Source organism: Mesorhizobium sp. M0923 (assembly GCF_040319365.1).
Classification (GTDB): Bacteria; Pseudomonadota; Alphaproteobacteria; order Rhizobiales; family Rhizobiaceae; genus Mesorhizobium.
Map to the genome: position 1 here is coordinate 1 of NZ_JAMYNW010000040.1, position 17978 is coordinate 17978.

Sequence of the window (17978 nt, forward strand, 5' to 3'; positions counted from 1 at the left end):
CCGTCCCCGGGGTTGGTGAGTAAACTCGCGTTCGCCGCGCCTCCATTAGTTTTTGTTTGTTTTCCCACCCCACCAGCCCCACCTCTATCCCCCTCCCCGCCCCGGCTGGGCCGGGCCCCCCCCCGGGCCTGTGGTCGGAGTGGTTCTATGGGGTGAGGCGATCAGGCGGCCGCGCGGCCCTCAATGACGTCGGCGCCGACCTCATCGGCGGAGACCTCTTCGAGATAGGCTCGGCTGTACGAATTGCTGGCGAGCCAGCGTTCGGCCGCCTCGCGATCCTTGGCGGGATAGAGCAGTTCCGGGCTGTCCCCGAGTTCCTGCAGGACGCGGACCATGCCGATCATGGAACGCTCCATGACCTCGAAACGCAGGTCGCTTTCAACGGACCATGTGCGCCTGACCGAGACGACGATGATGCCGCCCTGCCCGAAATCACCCTCATGCAGGGTGAAGTAAGCCGGCGAGCTATAGGTCGCGCGCTCGCGCGGCGGTTCCTTCCTGACCAAACGACCGACGCCGTTGCGGCTCTCCCAGGCGGCGAGCTTTTTGGTGAAGCGAGCCGGCGGTTTCGCGGTGCCGGAGCGGTACCGGATAACGCTCCCCAGAGGAGCGGATTCGTACACGATATGTGCGGACATGCGGGTTTCTCCATGTCGGAAAACGAAAAAGGGCCCGGCGGGAGTGCCGGGCCCGGTGCGAGCGTGAGGCCGATTATTTAGCGGCCTGGAGGTGATCCGCCTCGCCGCCGTCGATGGTCACCGGCTCATCGGAGGACGGATCCGCATCGTCGGCGAGGTAGGCCGGCAGCTCGGTGGCATCGCCGTCGAGAGCCGCCTCGTCCGACATGTCGCCGGCGATCGCATCGCCAGAATCGGTAGCAACTTCATCGACCTCAACGCGCAGCGGCTCGGGCAGCCAGTTCGACCGTTCGAGAAGACGCGCGGCCTCACGCGCCATGATGTCCTTCTGCATGTGGTCGATCAGCTGCGCGGAGTCTGCGCCACGAGCTTCACGGACAGCCTGTAGAATCCGCGCCTTGGTGAGCCGCCCGAGGAACTCGACCGTAGGCGTCCAGCCGGCGTTGACCATGTCGAACTGGAGCGAGCGGCCAAGCATGTCTGCATGCTCGAGCGCCTTCGGTCGCCTGTTCCAGGGTTCGACCACCGCATTGAGGGTCAGCGAGACGCAATGCGCGAACAGCGCCTTGCGGCTTGCTTCGTCGAGGCCGAACAGGAAGTCCCACAGGCCTTCCGCCTCATCGGGCAAATCGCGGTCCCAGGCTTCGTGCCGCTCGGCGATCTCCTTGGCCCAGGATGTCTCGGCAAGACCGTCGACCTGGCTGAAGCTGCCGCTCTTCAGGCTGATCTCCAGGCACGTGTCCGGCGCGAAGCGATAGAAGACCTGCAGGACGAAGGCATGGAGTGCGGCGATGATGGCGATGTCGACGTCACCGGCGAGCGCGTTGCGCAGTGCCAGCGTGCGCTGCGCGGTCAGGTCGAAGACGAGCCGATCGGGCAGTGGCTTGATGTCATCATCCTCGCCGTCGGCGCCAGAGGTGTCGTTCACCGGCTCGCCGTTGACGACAACACCATCGCCATCGTCGTCGCCATTGGATCGCGTTCCGCCGGCGGCGCCCCCTTCCTCGCCCACATCGACGTCGCCGGTTTCGGTCCGCGGCTCGTCCTCGGACCGCACGAAACCGGCGTCGACCTGGAGTTTGCCGTTCGCGGCAAGCGTAACGAACACACCGGCAATGGCCTTCTGGGCGGGATCGTAGGTTTGAGGACGATCATCGATCGCATCGAGCTCGGCACCCAGCTGGTCGAGCTTCGCCTCGATTGCTTCGTCGGCATCCTCGGCCTGGGCATAGTCCACATCCAGCTTGTCGTATTCGGCCTTCAGCGCGTCGTAGCGTTCGATCTCCTCGGCGCTGAGCTCCTGCGCCTCGGCGTAGATGCGCCGCATCCCGGAGGTGTGGCCATAGGGAAAGCTGATCGCCGCATCCACCCATTTCCAGCCTTCGGCGCGGATCGCCTCGGCATCCACCTTCAGCCTGTCGAAGACAAGCTGCTCGAGAAGTGCGGCATCCTGGAACCAGCCGCCGGAATCCTGCTCGAAGAGATCGCGAAGGATGACCCCGCCGGCAGCCTCATAAGCTTCGGCGCCGACATAGACGGCACGGCGATCATCGGCGCGAACGGTGGTCTCCGTCAGCAGACGCCTGATGTAATACGGTTCCTGCGTGTGCGAGCTGGAGATCCGCTCCCAGACCTGCTCCTGGCGCGCATGATCGTCGGAGATCGAAAACGCCATGATCTGTTCGAGCCGGATTTCGTCCTTCTCATAGAGGTCGAGAAGTTTCGGCGACACAGAGGCGAGCCTGAGGCGCTGTTTCACCGTCGCCGGCGACACGAAGAAGCGGGCGCCGATCTCGTCCGGATCGAGACCGTGATCGCTTAGCGTCTTGAAGGCACGAAACTGGTCCAGCGGATGCAGATCGGCGCGCCGCAGGTTTTCAGCAAGCGAGTCCTCTTCGGCCGAGGTCTCCTGCCTGCGGTTAACGATGCAGGGGATCGGCTCGTTCTTTGCCAGGCGCTTTTGCTTGATGAGGATACCGAGCGCGAGATAGCGACGACCGCCGGCCGGCACCTCAAACGTGCCGGTCTCCTCGCCCTCGCCGTCGAGCATCGGACGGACGTTCAGGCTCTGGATGAGCTTTCGCCGCCCGATGTCATCAGCCAGCTGCTCGATAGACACGCCGTCCTTGATGCGCCGGACATTCTTCTGCGACAGCCTGAGCTTGTCATAGGGAATGTTCTCCGCGGCGTTCATCGCGATCTTCTGAATGGCGTTCTTTGCCATGGTCAGGTTCTCCATGACGGGCGGCCGGGGCCTCTCCCCGAACCTCCAAGCCCGTCAGGAAACCTCCCCGCCCCCTCTGCCTCCCGTCGGGCGTCTGGCACGGACGCCGCCGGCTGCCGCAAAGCTTCGCTGGACTGCGGAAGGCAGAATGGCTATATATCTTCCACGAATGTGGAAGGATTATTGTCATGCCGGGGTTTAGCAGCGAAGTGCTCACCGTCAATGAGGCGGCGGCGGTAACGCAGGTGCCGCTCAAGCAGGTGCATCGCATCATCGATGCCGGATTGCTGCGCGGCCGTGTCGAGACACGCCGCGGCAGCCGCGTCATCATCGGAGCGGGTCTCGTCGGCCTACGCCTCGCCTGGCTGACGGCGGAGACGCTGACGCCTGCCGCGCGGCGGCGGATCGTCGAGCACGCCATTGCCGATGATGCTGCGCCCGTAGTCGCGGACGATCCGCTTAAGGTCGACCTGAAGCCGATCACTGCCGGGGTAAGGACCGGCCTCAGCCGGCTGAGGAAAGCCAAGGCCATGGTGGCGCGCGATCCAGCGGTACTTAGCGGTCAGCCGGCCTTTGTGGGAACACGCGTGCTTGTTCATGACGTTGCCGACATGCTCGCCAATGGCGATACTCCCGAGACGATCCGTGCCGCCTATCCGCAACTGACTCTCGACCGGATCAGGCTCGCGGCCGACTATGCGCTCGCCTATCCGCGGCGTGGCCGTCCGCCGGTCAAGCCGGCGTGGCGCAGCACGGCGGCGAAGTCGACACGCACAATCCGTCTCGACGATCTGCCGGCCGTTTCGTGAAATTCCTGATCGACGAATGCCTGAGCCCAGAGCTTGCGAAACTGGCGCGCGAACGGGGTTTTCCAGAGTCGAGCCATGTGCGCTGGCTGGGCCTCGCCGGCGCCAAGGACCATATGGTGACCCGGCGCGCGGTCGCGTCGCGCTCGACATGCTCGACGACATTCCGCCGCTCGCCGCCGCCTCCGCGCCATCACTGGGGTTGGTCGAGACGGTTCGCGTTCCTCCGAACGGCGCGCCGCCTGAACCCTGCAAAAGCCATCACCGCCGGTGCACGCACCGGCCGCAGGGCGGCTATGTGCTCGTCACGCACAACACGACCGACTTTCGCGGCCTCTATCGCCGCGAGGAGCTGCATGTCGGGCTGGTCGCCTTCAACACCGCCCCTGGCCTGATGAGCCTCGATCTCCAGCACAGGCTCTTTCATCTCGCCCTTTCCGAGCTCGGTGGGGAGGAGGCATGGAACGAAGTGCTGGAGATTACCGTGGATGTCGCGCGTACCATCACCATCGAACGGTTCAACCTCCCCGACTGACGGACCTCCGCGTTCGTTTCCTGCAATCGGGCTGCCAGAAGCCGCCGCTCGCAAACGAAAAAGCCCGCCGCGGGAGGAGGTGCGGCGGGCTTGATTTGGACGACAGCATTCGGGAGGAATAAATGCCGTCCCTGGTCGCCAAGGTCGGGAGGAGGTGACCCGGACGAAACTCGATATCGACAGACTACTCCCTTCCGCGCAGCCGAGAAACATTAATTGTGCATAGCAGCATTGCGATTTTGTGCGGCGCACACTTAGACTGAGAGATGTGTTTGCCAGACCGGCAGCGCAGGCCGTGTGCTGCGCCCCGCAGCGATGCACATGTTCGAAACTGGCGGCATCAGCAGCCCGGTGACGTTACCTACTCCCGCCGCGCGCAGCATTGCAGTATCATGCTGCCAGATCGAGAAGCTTCTTGGCCTTGCCCTCCATCTCCAGGCGAACATCCTGATGCGGCTTGTCGCGCGCCACCCGTGTAATGCCCTGCACGAAGTCGAAAATCGAGGCGGGCGGGTGCCCTTCCTCCGAAAGCACGGCATCGATGATCTTCGTCGTCTCCGCCTTGGAGAAGCCGCGCTTGCGCAGGAAGCTCTGGCGATCTTCGTCGTCCCGAGCGACGACACGCTCCCGCGAAGCCTTGATGCCATTGACGAACGGCATGGGCGAAGACTCCGCGAACTGGATCAGCGCTGGCTCGGCTTCCAGGGCAAAACGCGAGGCGGCATATTTGGAATGCCGGATAATGATTTCCTGGAAATCCTGCACGCCCCAGAGGCAACGATTCTGGCACACTGCACGTAGATAGAAGCTGGCGATTCCAAGCGTGCGGGCGCCGACCTCCGAGTTCCAGCAATAAAACCCCCTGAAAAAGACGTCGGGCGAGCCATCGGGCAGCTTGCCGGCTTCGATCGGATTCAGGTCGTCGACGAGGAAGACAAAGACATCACGGTCGGACGCATAGATCGTCGTCGTGGCATTGGAAATGTCGACATTCGGATTGTAGATTCCCGTTGACCAGTCGAGCACGCCAGGAATCTTCCAGCGGGTGTCGCCGGTACCGTTGCCGGCGATTTTTTGGACGGCCGCGATCAGCTCTTCATCGAAAATCCTGCCATAGTCCGGACCTGTAACCGCTCGCAGCTCGAGGCGTCCGTTCTCGATTTCCAGCGTCTTCACCTGCTCGGCGCGGCGGTTGAGGAGACCGTGCTGAAGGTTGATCGCCGCGAGCGGGGCCGGAAGCTGGCGCAGATAGGTGGCCGGTGCACCTACCAGGCTGGCGAGTTGGCCAAAACTCCAATGCGTGGGGGCAACTGGGGCAGGCGCATCGGGCAGCATTAACCTCAGGCGCTCCGGATCGTCGCGGCTCGCCTCGACGCGGATCAGCTCACTCTCGACGATGCGGGTCTTGCTGCGCTCCGACCGGGCCTTCACCGAATTCCGAAGGTCGGTGAGCGACAGGTATCGCTCATCCGCCGGCCGGTTGAACCATTCTGACGACACGCGGCCGATGCGCTGACCGCGGCTGACGTCGACCTTGTAACCGGCACGCTCGTTGCGGGTGGGCGTGTGAATTTCCATCTGTGTCATGGTTGGAGCTCCTCGGCGGGCGCCGGGAGACTCTCTCCCGGACCTTCACCCGCCACCGCAGCCCACCCACGCTCTTCCTCTGTCGGCATCCGCGCGCCACCAGAAGCGTCGGCATTGCCGAAGCGGCCGCGTTAGGGGCCGACACCAAGCACCGCCAGATCCGGCGCCTCGTCAACGTCCGCGAAGGCGGCGAAGCATGGCCTCCCCAGGATTTCGGTCTGACGCGGATCGATGAACTGGATGCGCCCCGAATATCCGGCGCTGACGACGGACTGGGCCAGCCGCAAGCCGAATGAGCCTTCCCTGCCGGACACCCCGGCAACCACCATGGAGCGGGTGTCCAGCATCGGTGCCAGACGGTGCTGTCCAAGTAGACCCGCGCGCGTTGTGGTTACCGCGTCCATGGCTACTTCCCCTTGAACTCGGAATTGCGCTTTTCCGAAAAGGCGACGGCACCTTCGTTGAAGTCATCGGAGCGGAGCATGCGCTCGTAGTGCTGTAAGCCGCTTTTGCCCACCCATGCCTTGTGGCTTGCCTCATGCGCCGCCTCGACCGAGAGGTGTGCGGTGGCCCGAATGAATTGAAGGTCCGGTCATGATCGTTACCATGGACCGTCCACGACGGATGCCATCGATACGGCCGTCAGCACGATGGTGACACGGATGTCCTGAGGCACGGCACTCCCTTTCTCCCGCAGCCGGAGGCTGGCGCTTCATTAAACGAGCTCATTCTGGCGGCTTGACCGCCGCACCGGGTTTTGTTGTGATTACCCCACTGTAAGGGCAACCCAAAGAAAGCATGCCAGGGTTGATGACAAGACGTGGTTCGACTGGAAGCAATGGTTCCAGCACTTCGGGGTAAACGTGTCGGAAGGGGCTGCCGGGTCCTGTGTTCGACAACCACCTCATGATGAGGCAGGCTGCCTTGGCTGGCAGCGGAATAGCGTTGGGTCGGATTGGCACGGCGAGCGAACAGGTACGCCGCGGCCAACCGGTTGAGCTCCTGCCTGGGGAAGATCAACGCCCCGGTAACGTCTATCTTGTTTCGCTCAAAGAAACGCCGTGGAACAAAGCTGCCGCGCTTTTTGCAAACTGGCTCATGTCCATGCCTGGTCCGGCTTTCGATCCAGTTAGACATTCCACGACACGGAACAATGCGACCGTAGGACTTGAGAAGTTCTAGTTATCGCCCAACGGCAAACGCTGAAAAGTCGAAGGTATTCACATAATCGCGGAATGCGGCCTGCGCCTTGGACTGGTTCTTCAGGTTGGGAAAGATCAGCATCATTTCATAGGGTGGAATTTCCCAGCCCGGGAGCAACTCCACAAGGCGGCCGACCGCCACGGACGGCTGGCACACGTAAGCGGGAAGGAGTGCGACCCCGCCGCCCGCGATGCAGGATTGCAGCAGGAACCCCATAGAATCCGAGGTCGCAGCCGGCGGAGGCCGCAGGACGATCGGTGTGTCGTCTGACGAGAACACCCATTCGGGCTGCGCATCATGCACCAGGCAGCGGCGATCTAGAAGATCGGTCGGTTCCTGAAGAGGACTGCCAGCCGCCAGATAGGCTGGAGCGGCGACGAGAACCCGTTTAATCGAGGAGACACGCCGCACGATCAGGTCCTGACCTGTGGTCGTGCCAACGCGAGAAGCGAAATCAACCCGCTCGCGGATGACGTCGAGATGCCGGTTTGTGGCGATCAGTTCGACGGCGATGCGGGGAAACTGCGTGGTAAATCCGTGCAGGAAGGTCGGCATGAAATAGGTGGCAGTTACCTCTGGGCAGGTGATCTTCAGCGTCCCGACAGGCTGTTCCTTGAGATTGGTCAACGCCATGTCCGCGGCCGAGACCTCAGCGCGAACGCGGCGGCAGTATTCGAGATAGACCTGGCCGCTGCCGGTGAGGCTTACGTGCCGGGTGGAGCGATTGAGAAGCCGCAGCCCCAGACGTGCTTCAAGCTGGGCGATGCGCTGGCTGACAGTGGATTTGGGCATCCCGATCCGCCCCCCGGCGCGAGTAAATCTGCCCGTTTCGGCGACTTCGGCCAGAAGGATCATGTCGTCCACGCTGTACAAAGCGACGCATCCTCTCTCGTGTCGTTGCTCATTGTACAATAACACGGACAAAATTTCCGTATGATCGGAATTGTTGGAACGTTCTTGGCTCGGTAGCCTCGGCACCCGAAGCAGGGAACGCGAAAAATGTCGATCAGTCAGACGGCCCCCAAGGCGGACAGGGTGGGCATCGCCATTGCGGCGATGGTTTTCACGGACCTGACGCTTTCCATCGCGGATGCGATCATCAAGGTCACGATCTCGGACATGCCGCTGTCGCAGTTCATTTTCCTGCGGTCCTGCGTCACGCTGCCCTTGTTGATCTCGATCCTGAAATGGCGCTTTCCGCAGGTGTCGTTGCGCCCAGCCTATCCTGGCTGGGCCATCGTGCGAAGCAGCCTGCTTCTGTCGAGCCTGCTGATCTATTACGCTTCGCTACCGCGCCTCGATTTCTCGATGGCGGCGGCGGTCTATTACACGATCCCGCTGTTCATTACCCTTTTTGCGGCCTTCTGGATCAGGGAACCTGTCGGGATGCAAGGTTGGGTCGGAGTCGCCCTCGGCTTCATCGGTGTGCTGCTCATGCAGAAGCCGCAGGCCGGCGACCTTGGCATCCATGCCGTGATGCCGCTGGTTTCTGCAATTCTCTACGCTCTGGCGATGGTGCTGACGCGCACCAAGAGCCGTGGCGAAAACCCCTTCGTTTTGGCGCTGATCTTCAACCTGATAGCGATCGTTCTCGGGGGCAGCGCTAGCTTGGCGACCGTGATGGCAGGGAGCGAGGGTGGACAAAGCCTGTTCATGGGCGCGTGGATTCCAATGTGCTGGACCCAATGCGCGCTGATCGGGCTTTTGAGCATGACGATGCTGATCGGCAGCGTCGGCACGGCCATCGCCTACCAGTTGGGACCATCCTCGATCATCTCGACTTGGGACTTTTCATATCTAGCCTTCGCTGTGCTATGGGGCGTCGTGCTGTTCTCGGAACGTCTGGATGCGGCTTCCATGCTCGGTATCATTCTCATCGCACTGGCCGGGATTATCGTCATCCGGCGTTAGCGGCGATATATTGGAGCACCGAGGCCGGATGATGGCTTCGGGCTCTTTGCTACTGTCGCAAAACTGCTTGACCTTCGCACGCTGCAAAAGTCTGCGATTCAATTTTGCCAAACTTGGGAAAATTGAGACATTCGGCATCAGGAGATGACAACGATCTCCCTTGAGACAGGTTGAGCGTGACGATTTGGAAAGACCCGTGGGGGGAAGACGTTCGGCCCCGCGTACGTTCGACGACTGCGCAGGAAGCGGCCAATGATGATTAGCACCTGGCCGAAACCCTCATCACCATCGCCGGCAGAGTAACATCAGCTGGGTCGAACGGTAGCCCGGATTCCGGTCGGCCACAATGAGGTCCGGCTTCGTGTCGAACAGGCTTCGATACAGCCCCAACGCCTGCCTCCACGCGTTCTGGTTCTTCAGCTCGTCGAGGTCGCCGAGATGCTGCGACAGCAGCGCGTTGCCGTCGCCCGCCAGGCAGAACGCGGCCTTTAGGTCGCCGCCCGCAGCCAGCGCCCTGACCGGGCCATCGAAGCCCGCCGGCAGCGCCAGCGGCTCCGGCGCGAAGCCGCGCGCGCGCCGCAACACCGAAATGCCGTGCCCGTCGAATCGCACCACGCTGTCGTCGAGCCGGTTGACAATCTCGCGGTCGTGCATCAGCCAGAAGTCGGCGATCCCGGCAAGCTCCTGCCGCGCCTCGTCATTGTCCGTGCATTGCGGCTCGCCCGAGCGATTGCCGGAGGTCATCACCACCGGACCGTCCAGCGCCCGCAGCAAGAGATGATGCAACGGCGTGTAGGGCAGCATGAAACCGAGCCGCTCGTGCTGCGGCGCCACGCCCGCCGCAACGCCGCAGCTGTCACGGCGCTTCACCAGCACGATCGGCGCCGCTCGGTTCCGGCACTGGCCGGCTTGTCGTCGTGTCGATCGCTTCTGTCAGCGAGCGGAAACCGGCGCTGGTGGCTTCGATCCGCTCCATGATCGTGAGAACGTCCTTGAGTGAGCGAGACAGACGGTCGAGCTTCCAGACGACGACAGTGTCGCTCTCCCTCAAATGATCAAGCATCCTGTGCAATTCCGGCCGCTCCCAGCGACCGCCGGAGGCCTCCTCCTTGAGGATACGCTTGCACCCGGCATCGGCGAGCGCCCTGGCCTGCGCCGTGTTCGACTGGTCGTCGCCTCTGCTCACGCGGGCGTAGCCGATCAGCACTCTGGTTCCTTTCGCAAACGGTCGTTTATGGAAGGCCGAGGGTGTCCACGAGAATACAGGTGCGGAGCCTTTCATAATCCTCTTTCATTATGGCGCCGTAAGGCAAGCGGTTTGTGAAGGGATGAACGATGCCGGGATATCGATGACGAAGACGCAGCGGGAGAAGCTTCCGGTGCAGCCTGACAAGGCGTGGGCGCGCCTTGTACCGTTCGTGAGGAATCGACCATGCGAAAGCTCTTGGCCGGCCGGGAGCGAAGATTTAGCGCTCCTCGCGCAGCAACTTTGAACAACGCAGACGTTCGTTCGCGTCGCGAGAGGGGAGAGTACCTGCCGGCCCAAATTGACCAAAGTTTTCAAGGGCCGGATTGACGACATTTCCATCGTATCCGAAGCCCCCGATCTCGGAACGCTTTTCCATAAACTTTTGGAAAAGCGACCAATCCCCCTGCTTGAGCGCTTGTCTCGTTCCGGACCATCCCAACGAGCCAGAGAGCCATATATGGTCCACCAGCCCCTGGCGCTTCATGTGGTGTCCGACCGTGCCCGATCCGTAAACGCCAACGAGATAACGGCCAGCCAACGCATTCCGCACACTCCTGAAGTAGGGTGCTACCCCTGCAAGATGCTGTGGTGTGTGGTAGTCCCAATCGACTGCAAAATAGATTCCGGAGCCTTCGGGCTGTCCCAACGCGGCGGCCAGATCAAGCGCACGACCGGAGTCTCGCTCTCCAGCCGCACCATGCAAGTCTCTGATATTGCCGCCCGCGCCACCCCGCTGCTCGAAGGCCACAGCTACCGATATTCCAGCACCATGAAGGGCGGCGAGTTCCTCCCCTGTCAGACATTTTGAGGGAAATGGTGTACTATTCCGATGGTTGTAGTACCGGATTACTGTATTGACGCCAGATTCTGCCAAGCACACAGCAAAATCGCCGACGTTCTGCGGGACGTCGATAATATCGTGCATAGTCCGTCTCCCCGAAGGCCGAAATTATATGGAAAATGCGCAGTTTATACGGTCACCTCGCCCTCCCACGCTATTTCTTCGCGCAGCCTTTTGATGTCATTTCCCGCAGCCACCAACGCGGCGCAGACGCAATCAGCTATTCCTCTGTTTGCCCTTGGGTCTATTGCAGAATGTCGCTACGTCTCTGACTATGGGACCGCCGGCTGGAGAACAAGCGCAGGTAGTACGGTGAGTCGCTCGGCCAGCTGAAACGGCCGAAAACCTGCGCGATAGTGGATTGCGTTTGCTCGTTTGACAGGTTCAGCGATGCGGAGAGCAATATCGAGGTGATGGCGAGACTGTCAGCGCTTCCAACTTCGACCACGGCAAGGCAGGTTAAAGATAGACGGACTTCCGCGGAGTCGGATTGATCTAGGACGAGGCAATTGAACGCCGTCGGTTCGCCGTGTTTGCTCAGATAGCTACGGATTGCCTTTGCCAGACCGACGCCAGCTTCATTGCCGTCGGCGGCATTCGCGCAAATTGACGCAAAGGCACTGGGCAATTCCGCCACGTCCATCGTGCGGTTTAGCGTTCTTGAAGTCGTGGCGGTTTCCACCTGGTTCGGTACCATTTGCGCGGCATTCTGCCATGCTCGAGAATCCAGAGTCCGGGTTTGGTCTTCGAATAGTTTCTGGACCATGGCAGAGCAAATCCTCTCCGCCTCGAGCGGTTGGCTGCTCTGCGGGCCGATCACCAGGAAAAGGCCCGCAGCTGTTTTTGCGAATGGGTTCATGTCTGCTTCCCTATGGAAGCGGGACCGGAGTTCGCCGGCACCGGGGGCGCGACAGAGCATCGGTAGTTCGCAAGGGCTTACCGGACCGCTCTATCGCATCCATGATGCGGGCGACGTTCGTCCAAATCCACGCTATTGGTTGGGTGCGCTGCTTTCGCGATCAAAGGCCTGACGATCAGACCTGCGGCTTGATGTCTTGTTGCGGCGTCGAGCCACCGTTGAAAAAGTTCTTGGCCTTCTTGAACTGGTCGGTGGAGTTCTTATTCACAAGCTCCTGGAAGTTTTCGTGATCGGGGCCGCCTTTGCGGATCCGACGGGTCTGAACAAGATTGGTGACCTCGGCATAGTCCATGTCGACGCGGACGTAGTGGGTCGACGAACAAGAGGATTTCAGCTCGAGGAAGTGCTCTTTGAACTCGATCTGCCGCAGAACGATTGCTCCGTAGTCGTAATATCCGCCTGCCCCATTATCGAGAAGGTAGCTCTGGTAGGTGCATGTCAGCGCCTTGTATCGCTGCGCCTTGCCGTTTGCACTGAAGGTGAGATTCCCCATTTCTGTAAGGAAGGACTGGAAATCCAGCAGCAACGATGCCCCGTCGGTAATGATCGCCTTGGCCATCAGCGAGAGGAAAGTAGCTGAGACCGACGTCCCGGCCACCTTTTTTGAAAAACTCTTCAGTTTTTGCCTGCCCATAGAGAGATCTGGAATGTTGCCAACAACATCGGTCCATGTGTTGATATCAAGCTTCTGTGCATCGATGTTCGCATAATGGGTATGCATGTAGTCGTTAATAATTCCTCCTATTGCCAGTAGATTGTCCTGATTCTCATTGAGGGTGCCGCTGTACGTCGGATCGTCGGTTTTTTGGCCGATGAGGTGAAACTGCACTGTCCCTTGAGCGTTGGCGATCGTGTCGTCACTGGGGGGCGCAGCATCTAACTGGGCCAAAACAAGGGGCTTGGCGTAGAAAAATGCGGACGCCGCCTCATAGTGTTCTTTGGAATAGCGCTGTTCATGCTCTTGAACATTCACTGAAAATGCGTTCGACATGCTTTATCCTCCTGCTGTGAGACATGAGCGTTGGTCGAGAGCTTAAGGTGCCCAAAGCGCGGAAACGCCTCGGAGATGAGATGATCTTTGCGTGCCCGCGTCGCCTTATACCAATTCGCTCCGGCCCCCACCTTTGCGTTAGACAGGCTTTTCTCTGCGCCGTATCATTTTGCGATAGCGCAGTGGCGAGAGGCCATGAAACGCCTTGAAGGCTGTGGAGAAGTTGTTGCTGTTCTCGTAGCTGAAGGATTCGGCGACCTTGGCGATGCTTTCATGCCCGTTACGCAACCGGTCAGCAGCCTCCGTCATCCGGTAGCGCCGTAGCCAAGTCATTGGCCCGCAGCCAAACGATGTCTCGAAACGGGTGGTGAGCGTTGTCCTGTTGGTCCCTACCATTCGCGCCAATTCGACGCGGGTGATCTGCTGATCGACCCGCTGCGCCAGCAGACTGCATGAATTCTGAACGATCGGATCGGCTGAGAAGAAAGGCGGGGTAGAACGCTGCGCGAACTGAACGATGCAGGCGGTAAGTCTGCGCAGAACTTCCTGCTCGGTGAGCGGCCACAACAGGTAATCGGAATACCCGTTGGAGAAGACCGCTTGTCGATCCAGGCTCTCTTCCAGAACCAGAGCCAGTTTGACAGGTTCGGGCGAGAGCTTCGCACGCCCGTGCTTGTCGTGAATCGGTTCGCGACAATCGACGATGACGATCTGCGCGGAGCGCCCTGCCCGCAATAAACGGTGATCAAGGATATCGATCTGCCTCAGAGAACTCGCGATTAGTGCCAAGGACTTGCATGCTTCGGGGTCCGAGCCAAGATATGCTGCCAGCATGCAGGCACCTCACAGACACCATGGGAAGCTGGCCTGTGGAAGGCTTGGCGCGGCCGAATGGCGGTCGAAGAGAGGCGGTTTTTGGCCTGTATATAGATGGCTGGGCGTATGATACCTTCTCGTCTGGCCCTGTTGCCTCGCTTCAAATTGTCGAAACCGGCACGGTTTCAATGCGCTGGCACAGCAGAGCCAGCTTCCCCTCCCAACGGGCGAGCAGGGCAATAAACTTTTTCCGTCATATCCTGACGATAGCCCCGGATTCGGATCACGTTTCTTGCCTAGGCGACTCATCAGTCACTTGCCTTCCCAGTTGGGATATTTTGCTCTCAGTTCCCGCCGCCGCGGCGACGGCGATCTCGTGGCGCAGCCAACGATGCTCCGGGTCGCGATGGGAACGCTCGTGCCAAATCAGCGCGACTTCATAGGGTGTCAATTGCACAGGCGGATCCATAATCGCTAGCGGCAGCAAGGCGGCGATCCTGGTCGCGACGCGGCGTGGTACAATCAACAGCAGATCGGTCGCCGCGATCGCCAACGCGGCCGTCAAGATGTTGGAAACCAACACCGGATCGCGACCCTGGAGATCTAACTTGACCAGTTCGTCATGCACCCGGCCGAAGCCGTCTTTGGAGTCCAAGGCAATGGCTGCGTGGCGCAAGGCCGCGAAGCTCTCGATTGTCCATTCCCGCGCCAGGGCTGGATGGTCGTGGCGCAGCAGGCAGGCAAACCGGTCGGAGTAGAGGCTGCGCCTCAAGTATCCGGGCGGCGAGGCGCTAATCTGCCCTATAGCCAAATCGATCTCGCCTAGCTCAAGCCGCCGCATCGCGCCGGAGAGAAGCGGATCGATGACGACGTCCAGATGAGGCGCGTGCTGGCGCAGCCGGGGCAGGAGCCGCGGCAGCAGGACCAGTCCTTGATGATCGGGCATCGCCATTATCGCCTTCGATCGCCAATTGGCTTGGGCAAGACTGCCGTTCACTATCCCGCGGATCGCATCCAGCACCGGCGGCAGCATTCGGCTCAAGCGTTGGGCCTGCGGGGTCGGAACCAGGCCCATGGAGCCGCGAACCAAAAGATCGTCGTTGAAAATGCCACGCAGCCTCCTCAACGCTCGGCTCATCGAGGGCTGGCTCAAGCCCACGTGTCGAGCCGCATGCGTGACGTTGCGGTGTTCCAGCAGCGCTTCGAGAGCAAACAGCAAGTTCAGGTCAATCGACGCCAGCATTTGCCGCTGCCGTGTGGCGCGAGGTTCCGCGACAAACGGCTGCGCCCGCTTTTTTGAAGTTTCGCGACTGCAAGCGAGCTCATCCACGGCCTTCTCCTCTCGTCTTAGTAAGCGGTGTGCTCGCGCTAAGCGTCAGCACATTCGGCATCGCTCAGCGAGGCCGAAATGCTGCCTGATTCACTTGGTCGCGGTCAGCCTCATGCTGGCGAAGCTAGGCCCAGGAACGCGGCAAAGCTCAGCGCTGATCCAGGCCTAACAGAAAGTCGTCGCACCAGCGATAGACGTTGTATTCGCGGAGCCGGCCGATCATCGCCCGCCAACGATCGATCCGCTCATCTAACTGCATGTCCAGGGCTTCTTCGATGGCCCTCGCCATCGCTTCCGGATCGTAGGGATTGACGAGGATCGCTCCGCCTAGCTCTCTGGCTGCGCCGGCAAAACGCGAAAGCACGAGAACACCTGGATTCTGTGGGTCCTGTGCGGCGACATATTCCTTAGCTACAAGGTTCATGCCGTCGCGGAGCGGCGTGACCAGGCCGACGCGTGCCATGCGGTATAGACCGGCGAGCTCGCTGGGTCCAACGGACCGGTTGATGTAGTGAACGGGCATCCAATCGATCGTTCCGAGTTCGCCATCAACGCGCCCCACCCGCTCGGCGACGTCCTTTTGCATCGCCAGATATGCCGGTATTTCCGTGCGGGATTTCGGTGTGATCTGCAGCAGTTGCGTCTTGCCGATGCGGTGGTCGTTGCTCCGCAGGAAGCGGTCAAACGCGACGATGCGGTTCTCGATGCCCTTCGAATAGTCGAGGCGGTCGACGCCGATCGCGACTTTACAACCGGGAATCCTTTGAGAGGGCTCCTGCAGAGTCTCGCTGCGCGCCGCCTGCTCGGCCAGTCGTTCGAACTCGGCCGTGTCGATGCCGATCGGAAAAACGCCGCAGCGAAACACACGTCCATAGGCTTGGCACACACCGTTTGTGATGGGGTCCGGTAACCCCTGACGGCGCAAGCATTCGGCGAAGTTACTAAGATCGTCATCGGTATGAAAGCCGACGAGGTCATAGCACGAAAGCCCGCGTAGCAAATCATCATAGTGCGGTACGGTGAAGAGGATGTCCGCCGCCGGCCACGGAATGTGCAGGAAGAAGCCGATCTTATTGCCGCAGCCGAGGTTCCGCAGTTCTTTCGCAAGCGGGATCAGGTGATAGTCGTGCACCCATATGACGTCGTCGTCGCTGATGAGCGGCTGCAACAGCTTTGCAAACAGTCGGTTGACGCGCTGATATCCGGACATTCGTGCTTCGGAATACTCGGCGAGGTCGACTCGGCAGTGGAAAACCGGCCAAAGAACCCGGTTGGCAAAGCCGTAGTAATAGTCGTCCAAATCTGTCTGCGAGAGATCGGTAAGCGCATAATTGATCCCGCCGGCCTCCCGGCGTGAGATCGGCCCTGACGGGTCCTCCCCGGCTTTCACCTTCCCCGACCAGCCCATCCATAGGCCGTGCCTTCGCCGGAGCGCAGCGCTCAGCGCAATCGCCATCCCGCCTGGCGGCGGGGAACCATGCTCGTCGGGCAGCGAAACCCTGTTTGAGACTACGACCAGTCTACTCATCTCCACTCTCCTGCTCTCGGACATCCCGCCGTTCATGAAAGCTCCGCCCCCTGAGCGATCTGCACAATAAGACATGCAAGTTCAAAAGAAAGGATAGCATGGGTCTAGAAAGGAGATTGGAATTAGATAAAAGGTTGGGCATCATGAGTTTCCTGTAGACAGTGGAATTAACATCAAGGCGAGTTCTGCGTCTGATCAATAAATCTCGACGAATCCATACGAATGTCAACTTTTCAGCGATTTAAATTGAAACAAAGCTGAACTGAATTGGAGCCGCCGGGAGAGGAAGTTGGGTGCAAAAGCGCTCCAGTGATGGTGCCAGAGGACCGGAGCGATACGAATCTCAGCGGGGATAAACCCGGTCTGCCGAACGAGTGGTCGCAGAGGACGGACAATCCATCAAAAACTAGCAGGCTTTGGGGGCACTGTTGCGCAGCAGGAACTCCGCATAGGACCTATTTGTCTGCGCTATTCCGCAATACGCCTGATGAAGATTGTCCCACCTGCTGAGCGTCACTAATTTGACTACCGTCCCCGGCAGCCCAAGCTGCAGTCAATAGGAAGTGACCATGAAGAACATTCTCATCGTCGGTCAGGACGCGTTGACGAGAGAACCGCTTATGGGCTTCTTGTCTAAGCATGAGTTTAACATCAGAGCGGTCGAAAACCGCCAGCAGGCCGCCAGCAATATGGCTTCTGAAGCGATTGATCTAGCAATTGTCGACCTGAGCTACGGCCGAGAGGACGGTTTGCAGTTCGTTCGAGATTTTGGTGCCAAGAGGGATCTTCCGATCATCATCATCAGCGGTGACTTCGTAGATGAGGCCGACAAGGTGATTGGCCTCGAAACCGGCGCTCGCGACTACATTACTATGCCCTTCGGGCTTACGGAGTTCCGCGCCCGCGTGCGCGCCGCTATGCGCCAGCGGCCGGAGCGTGACCGAAACACCATCTACCGTTTCGATGACTGGCGAGTTAGCACCAAGCGTCGGAGCTTGCGCCGGGGAACGGATCCTGACGTCAAGCTCACCGCCGGCGAGTTCAACCTCCTGATGGCCTTTCTCAAGAACCCAGGTCGGGTCCTTTCACGTGAGCAGCTTCTGATGGCGACCCGTGTCTATGATCAGGAGGTCTACTACCGCAGCATCGATGTTCTTATCGTCCGCCTTCGCCGTAAGTTGGGGCAGGATAAGGCGCCGCGCCCGCAGTATATCCGCACCGAGCGCGGCGCGGGGTATATTTTCGACAGTGTCGTGAATATTGAGGAACTAAGGACGCGCCGTGGTTGATGGACGGCCAAGATCGCGCGGGAAGCGAACGTGACCCAGCACCACTGCAGGCGCTTCAGAATATCACGAATAGGGTCAGGCTTTACCTTCATAGGAATGGCCTCCAGCCAC

17 protein-coding genes and 1 pseudogene are annotated in these 17978 nt (G+C 60.3%); 5 read left to right on the forward strand and 13 right to left on the reverse strand.

Annotated features, from left to right (window positions below; genetic code table 11):
* Nucleotides 1-161 precede the first annotated feature (161 nt).
* Together NKH89_RS34435 and NKH89_RS34440 are read right to left on the reverse strand one after the other, a co-directional pair.
* Nucleotides 162-638, reverse strand: a complete 477-nt coding sequence (locus NKH89_RS34435) for a UCP036055 family protein (protein ID WP_352468587.1) — start codon at nucleotides 636-638, stop codon at nucleotides 162-164.
* A 73-nt stretch (nucleotides 639-711) separates the two neighbouring features.
* Nucleotides 712-2862, reverse strand: coding sequence for a ParB/RepB/Spo0J family partition protein (locus NKH89_RS34440; protein ID WP_352549719.1), 2151 nt, complete (start codon nucleotides 2860-2862; stop codon nucleotides 712-714).
* Between the two features lie 188 nt (nucleotides 2863-3050).
* Between NKH89_RS34440 and NKH89_RS34445 the strand changes: the two genes are divergently transcribed.
* From NKH89_RS34445 to NKH89_RS34455, 3 genes and pseudogenes are all read left to right on the forward strand, one after another.
* On the forward strand, nucleotides 3051-3671 hold the full coding sequence (locus NKH89_RS34445) for a DUF433 domain-containing protein (protein ID WP_352516226.1): 621 nt from the start codon (nucleotides 3051-3053) through the stop codon (nucleotides 3669-3671).
* Nucleotides 3668-3802 (forward strand): annotated as a pseudogene (locus NKH89_RS34450) (DUF5615 family PIN-like protein); the annotation flags it as partial. The gene NKH89_RS34445 and the pseudogene NKH89_RS34450, both read left to right, overlap by 4 nt.
* A 17-nt stretch (nucleotides 3803-3819) precedes the next feature.
* Nucleotides 3820-4203, forward strand: a complete 384-nt coding sequence (locus NKH89_RS34455) for a hypothetical protein (RefSeq protein WP_352468595.1) — start codon at nucleotides 3820-3822, stop codon at nucleotides 4201-4203.
* A gap of 390 nt (nucleotides 4204-4593) precedes the next feature.
* On the opposite strand, the gene NKH89_RS34460 is transcribed toward NKH89_RS34455, so the two are convergent.
* The 3 genes from NKH89_RS34460 to NKH89_RS34470 form a co-directional block, all read right to left on the reverse strand.
* Nucleotides 4594-5790, reverse strand: a complete 1197-nt coding sequence (locus NKH89_RS34460) for a DUF932 domain-containing protein (RefSeq protein ID WP_352468590.1) — start codon at nucleotides 5788-5790, stop codon at nucleotides 4594-4596.
* Between the two features lie 131 nt (nucleotides 5791-5921).
* Nucleotides 5922-6194 carry a CoA-binding protein gene (locus tag NKH89_RS34465; protein WP_031195148.1) on the reverse strand — a complete coding sequence of 91 codons (273 nt, stop codon included), beginning with the start codon at nucleotides 6192-6194 and terminating at the stop codon, nucleotides 5922-5924.
* Nucleotides 6195-6972: 778 nt separating this feature from the next.
* Nucleotides 6973-7857: a LysR family transcriptional regulator gene (locus NKH89_RS34470; RefSeq protein ID WP_352468593.1), complete on the reverse strand. Its 885-nt coding sequence runs from the start codon at nucleotides 7855-7857 to the stop codon at nucleotides 6973-6975.
* A gap of 135 nt (nucleotides 7858-7992) precedes the next feature.
* Here NKH89_RS34470 and NKH89_RS34475 point away from each other — a divergent pair, with 135 nt between their 5' ends.
* Entirely contained in the window at nucleotides 7993-8904 is a 912-nt protein-coding gene (locus NKH89_RS34475) for a DMT family transporter (RefSeq protein ID WP_031195147.1), read from the forward strand.
* 282 nt (nucleotides 8905-9186) lie between these two features.
* Here the strand turns inward: NKH89_RS34475 and NKH89_RS34480 are convergent, their stop codons facing one another.
* From NKH89_RS34480 to NKH89_RS34515, 8 genes are all read right to left on the reverse strand, one after another.
* Nucleotides 9187-9780, reverse strand: a complete 594-nt coding sequence (locus tag NKH89_RS34480) for a Sua5/YciO/YrdC/YwlC family protein (protein WP_352468591.1) — start codon at nucleotides 9778-9780, stop codon at nucleotides 9187-9189.
* Nucleotides 9761-10111: a recombinase family protein gene (locus NKH89_RS34485; protein WP_023722460.1), complete on the reverse strand. Its 351-nt coding sequence runs from the start codon at nucleotides 10109-10111 to the stop codon at nucleotides 9761-9763. The genes NKH89_RS34480 and NKH89_RS34485 overlap by 20 nt, the downstream gene beginning before the upstream one ends.
* A 259-nt stretch (nucleotides 10112-10370) precedes the next feature.
* Nucleotides 10371-11078: a DUF1906 domain-containing protein gene (locus NKH89_RS34490; RefSeq protein WP_023722459.1), complete on the reverse strand. Its 708-nt coding sequence runs from the start codon at nucleotides 11076-11078 to the stop codon at nucleotides 10371-10373.
* Nucleotides 11079-11238: 160 nt separating this feature from the next.
* Nucleotides 11239-11853: a glutamate acetyltransferase gene (locus tag NKH89_RS34495; protein ID WP_352516225.1), complete on the reverse strand. Its 615-nt coding sequence runs from the start codon at nucleotides 11851-11853 to the stop codon at nucleotides 11239-11241.
* A gap of 175 nt (nucleotides 11854-12028) precedes the next feature.
* Nucleotides 12029-12904, reverse strand: coding sequence for an Evf family palmitoylated virulence factor (locus tag NKH89_RS34500; protein WP_352516224.1), 876 nt, complete (start codon nucleotides 12902-12904; stop codon nucleotides 12029-12031).
* A 138-nt stretch (nucleotides 12905-13042) separates the two neighbouring features.
* Nucleotides 13043-13738: a helix-turn-helix domain-containing protein gene (locus tag NKH89_RS34505; protein WP_352451774.1), complete on the reverse strand. Its 696-nt coding sequence runs from the start codon at nucleotides 13736-13738 to the stop codon at nucleotides 13043-13045.
* A gap of 265 nt (nucleotides 13739-14003) precedes the next feature.
* Entirely contained in the window at nucleotides 14004-14963 is a 960-nt protein-coding gene (locus tag NKH89_RS34510; RefSeq protein WP_352451826.1) for a LysR family transcriptional regulator, read from the reverse strand.
* Nucleotides 14964-15198: 235 nt separating this feature from the next.
* Nucleotides 15199-16578: an alpha,alpha-trehalose-phosphate synthase (UDP-forming) gene (locus NKH89_RS34515; protein ID WP_352451775.1), complete on the reverse strand. Its 1380-nt coding sequence runs from the start codon at nucleotides 16576-16578 to the stop codon at nucleotides 15199-15201.
* A gap of 569 nt (nucleotides 16579-17147) precedes the next feature.
* Between NKH89_RS34515 and NKH89_RS34520 the strand changes: the two genes are divergently transcribed.
* Nucleotides 17148-17867, forward strand: coding sequence for a winged helix-turn-helix domain-containing protein (locus NKH89_RS34520; RefSeq protein WP_352451776.1), 720 nt, complete (start codon nucleotides 17148-17150; stop codon nucleotides 17865-17867).
* Nucleotides 17868-17978: the final 111 nt, after the last annotated feature.

Bases quoted from the DNA above. Each gene is read 5' to 3' on its own strand.
- NKH89_RS34435 (WP_352468587.1), bottom strand. From the start codon at position 638: ATGTCCGCACATATCGTGTACGAATCCGCTCCTCTGGGGAGCGTTATC.
- NKH89_RS34440 (WP_352549719.1), bottom strand. From the start codon at position 2,862: ATGGCAAAGAACGCCATTCAGAAGATCGCGATGAACGCCGCGGAGAAC.
- NKH89_RS34445 (WP_352516226.1), top strand. From the start codon at position 3,051: ATGCCGGGGTTTAGCAGCGAAGTGCTCACCGTCAATGAGGCGGCGGCG.
- NKH89_RS34455 (WP_352468595.1), top strand. From the start codon at position 3,820: ATGCTCGACGACATTCCGCCGCTCGCCGCCGCCTCCGCGCCATCACTG.
- NKH89_RS34460 (WP_352468590.1), bottom strand. From the start codon at position 5,790: ATGACACAGATGGAAATTCACACGCCCACCCGCAACGAGCGTGCCGGT.
- NKH89_RS34465 (WP_031195148.1), bottom strand. From the start codon at position 6,194: ATGGACGCGGTAACCACAACGCGCGCGGGTCTACTTGGACAGCACCGT.
- NKH89_RS34475 (WP_031195147.1), top strand. From the start codon at position 7,993: ATGTCGATCAGTCAGACGGCCCCCAAGGCGGACAGGGTGGGCATCGCC.
- NKH89_RS34490 (WP_023722459.1), bottom strand. From the start codon at position 11,078: ATGCACGATATTATCGACGTCCCGCAGAACGTCGGCGATTTTGCTGTG.
- NKH89_RS34495 (WP_352516225.1), bottom strand. From the start codon at position 11,853: ATGAACCCATTCGCAAAAACAGCTGCGGGCCTTTTCCTGGTGATCGGC.
- NKH89_RS34500 (WP_352516224.1), bottom strand. From the start codon at position 12,904: ATGTCGAACGCATTTTCAGTGAATGTTCAAGAGCATGAACAGCGCTAT.
- NKH89_RS34505 (WP_352451774.1), bottom strand. From the start codon at position 13,738: ATGCTGGCAGCATATCTTGGCTCGGACCCCGAAGCATGCAAGTCCTTG.
- NKH89_RS34510 (WP_352451826.1), bottom strand. From the start codon at position 14,963: ATGCTGGCGTCGATTGACCTGAACTTGCTGTTTGCTCTCGAAGCGCTG.
- NKH89_RS34515 (WP_352451775.1), bottom strand. From the start codon at position 16,578: ATGAGTAGACTGGTCGTAGTCTCAAACAGGGTTTCGCTGCCCGACGAG.
- NKH89_RS34520 (WP_352451776.1), top strand. From the start codon at position 17,148: ATGAAGAACATTCTCATCGTCGGTCAGGACGCGTTGACGAGAGAACCG.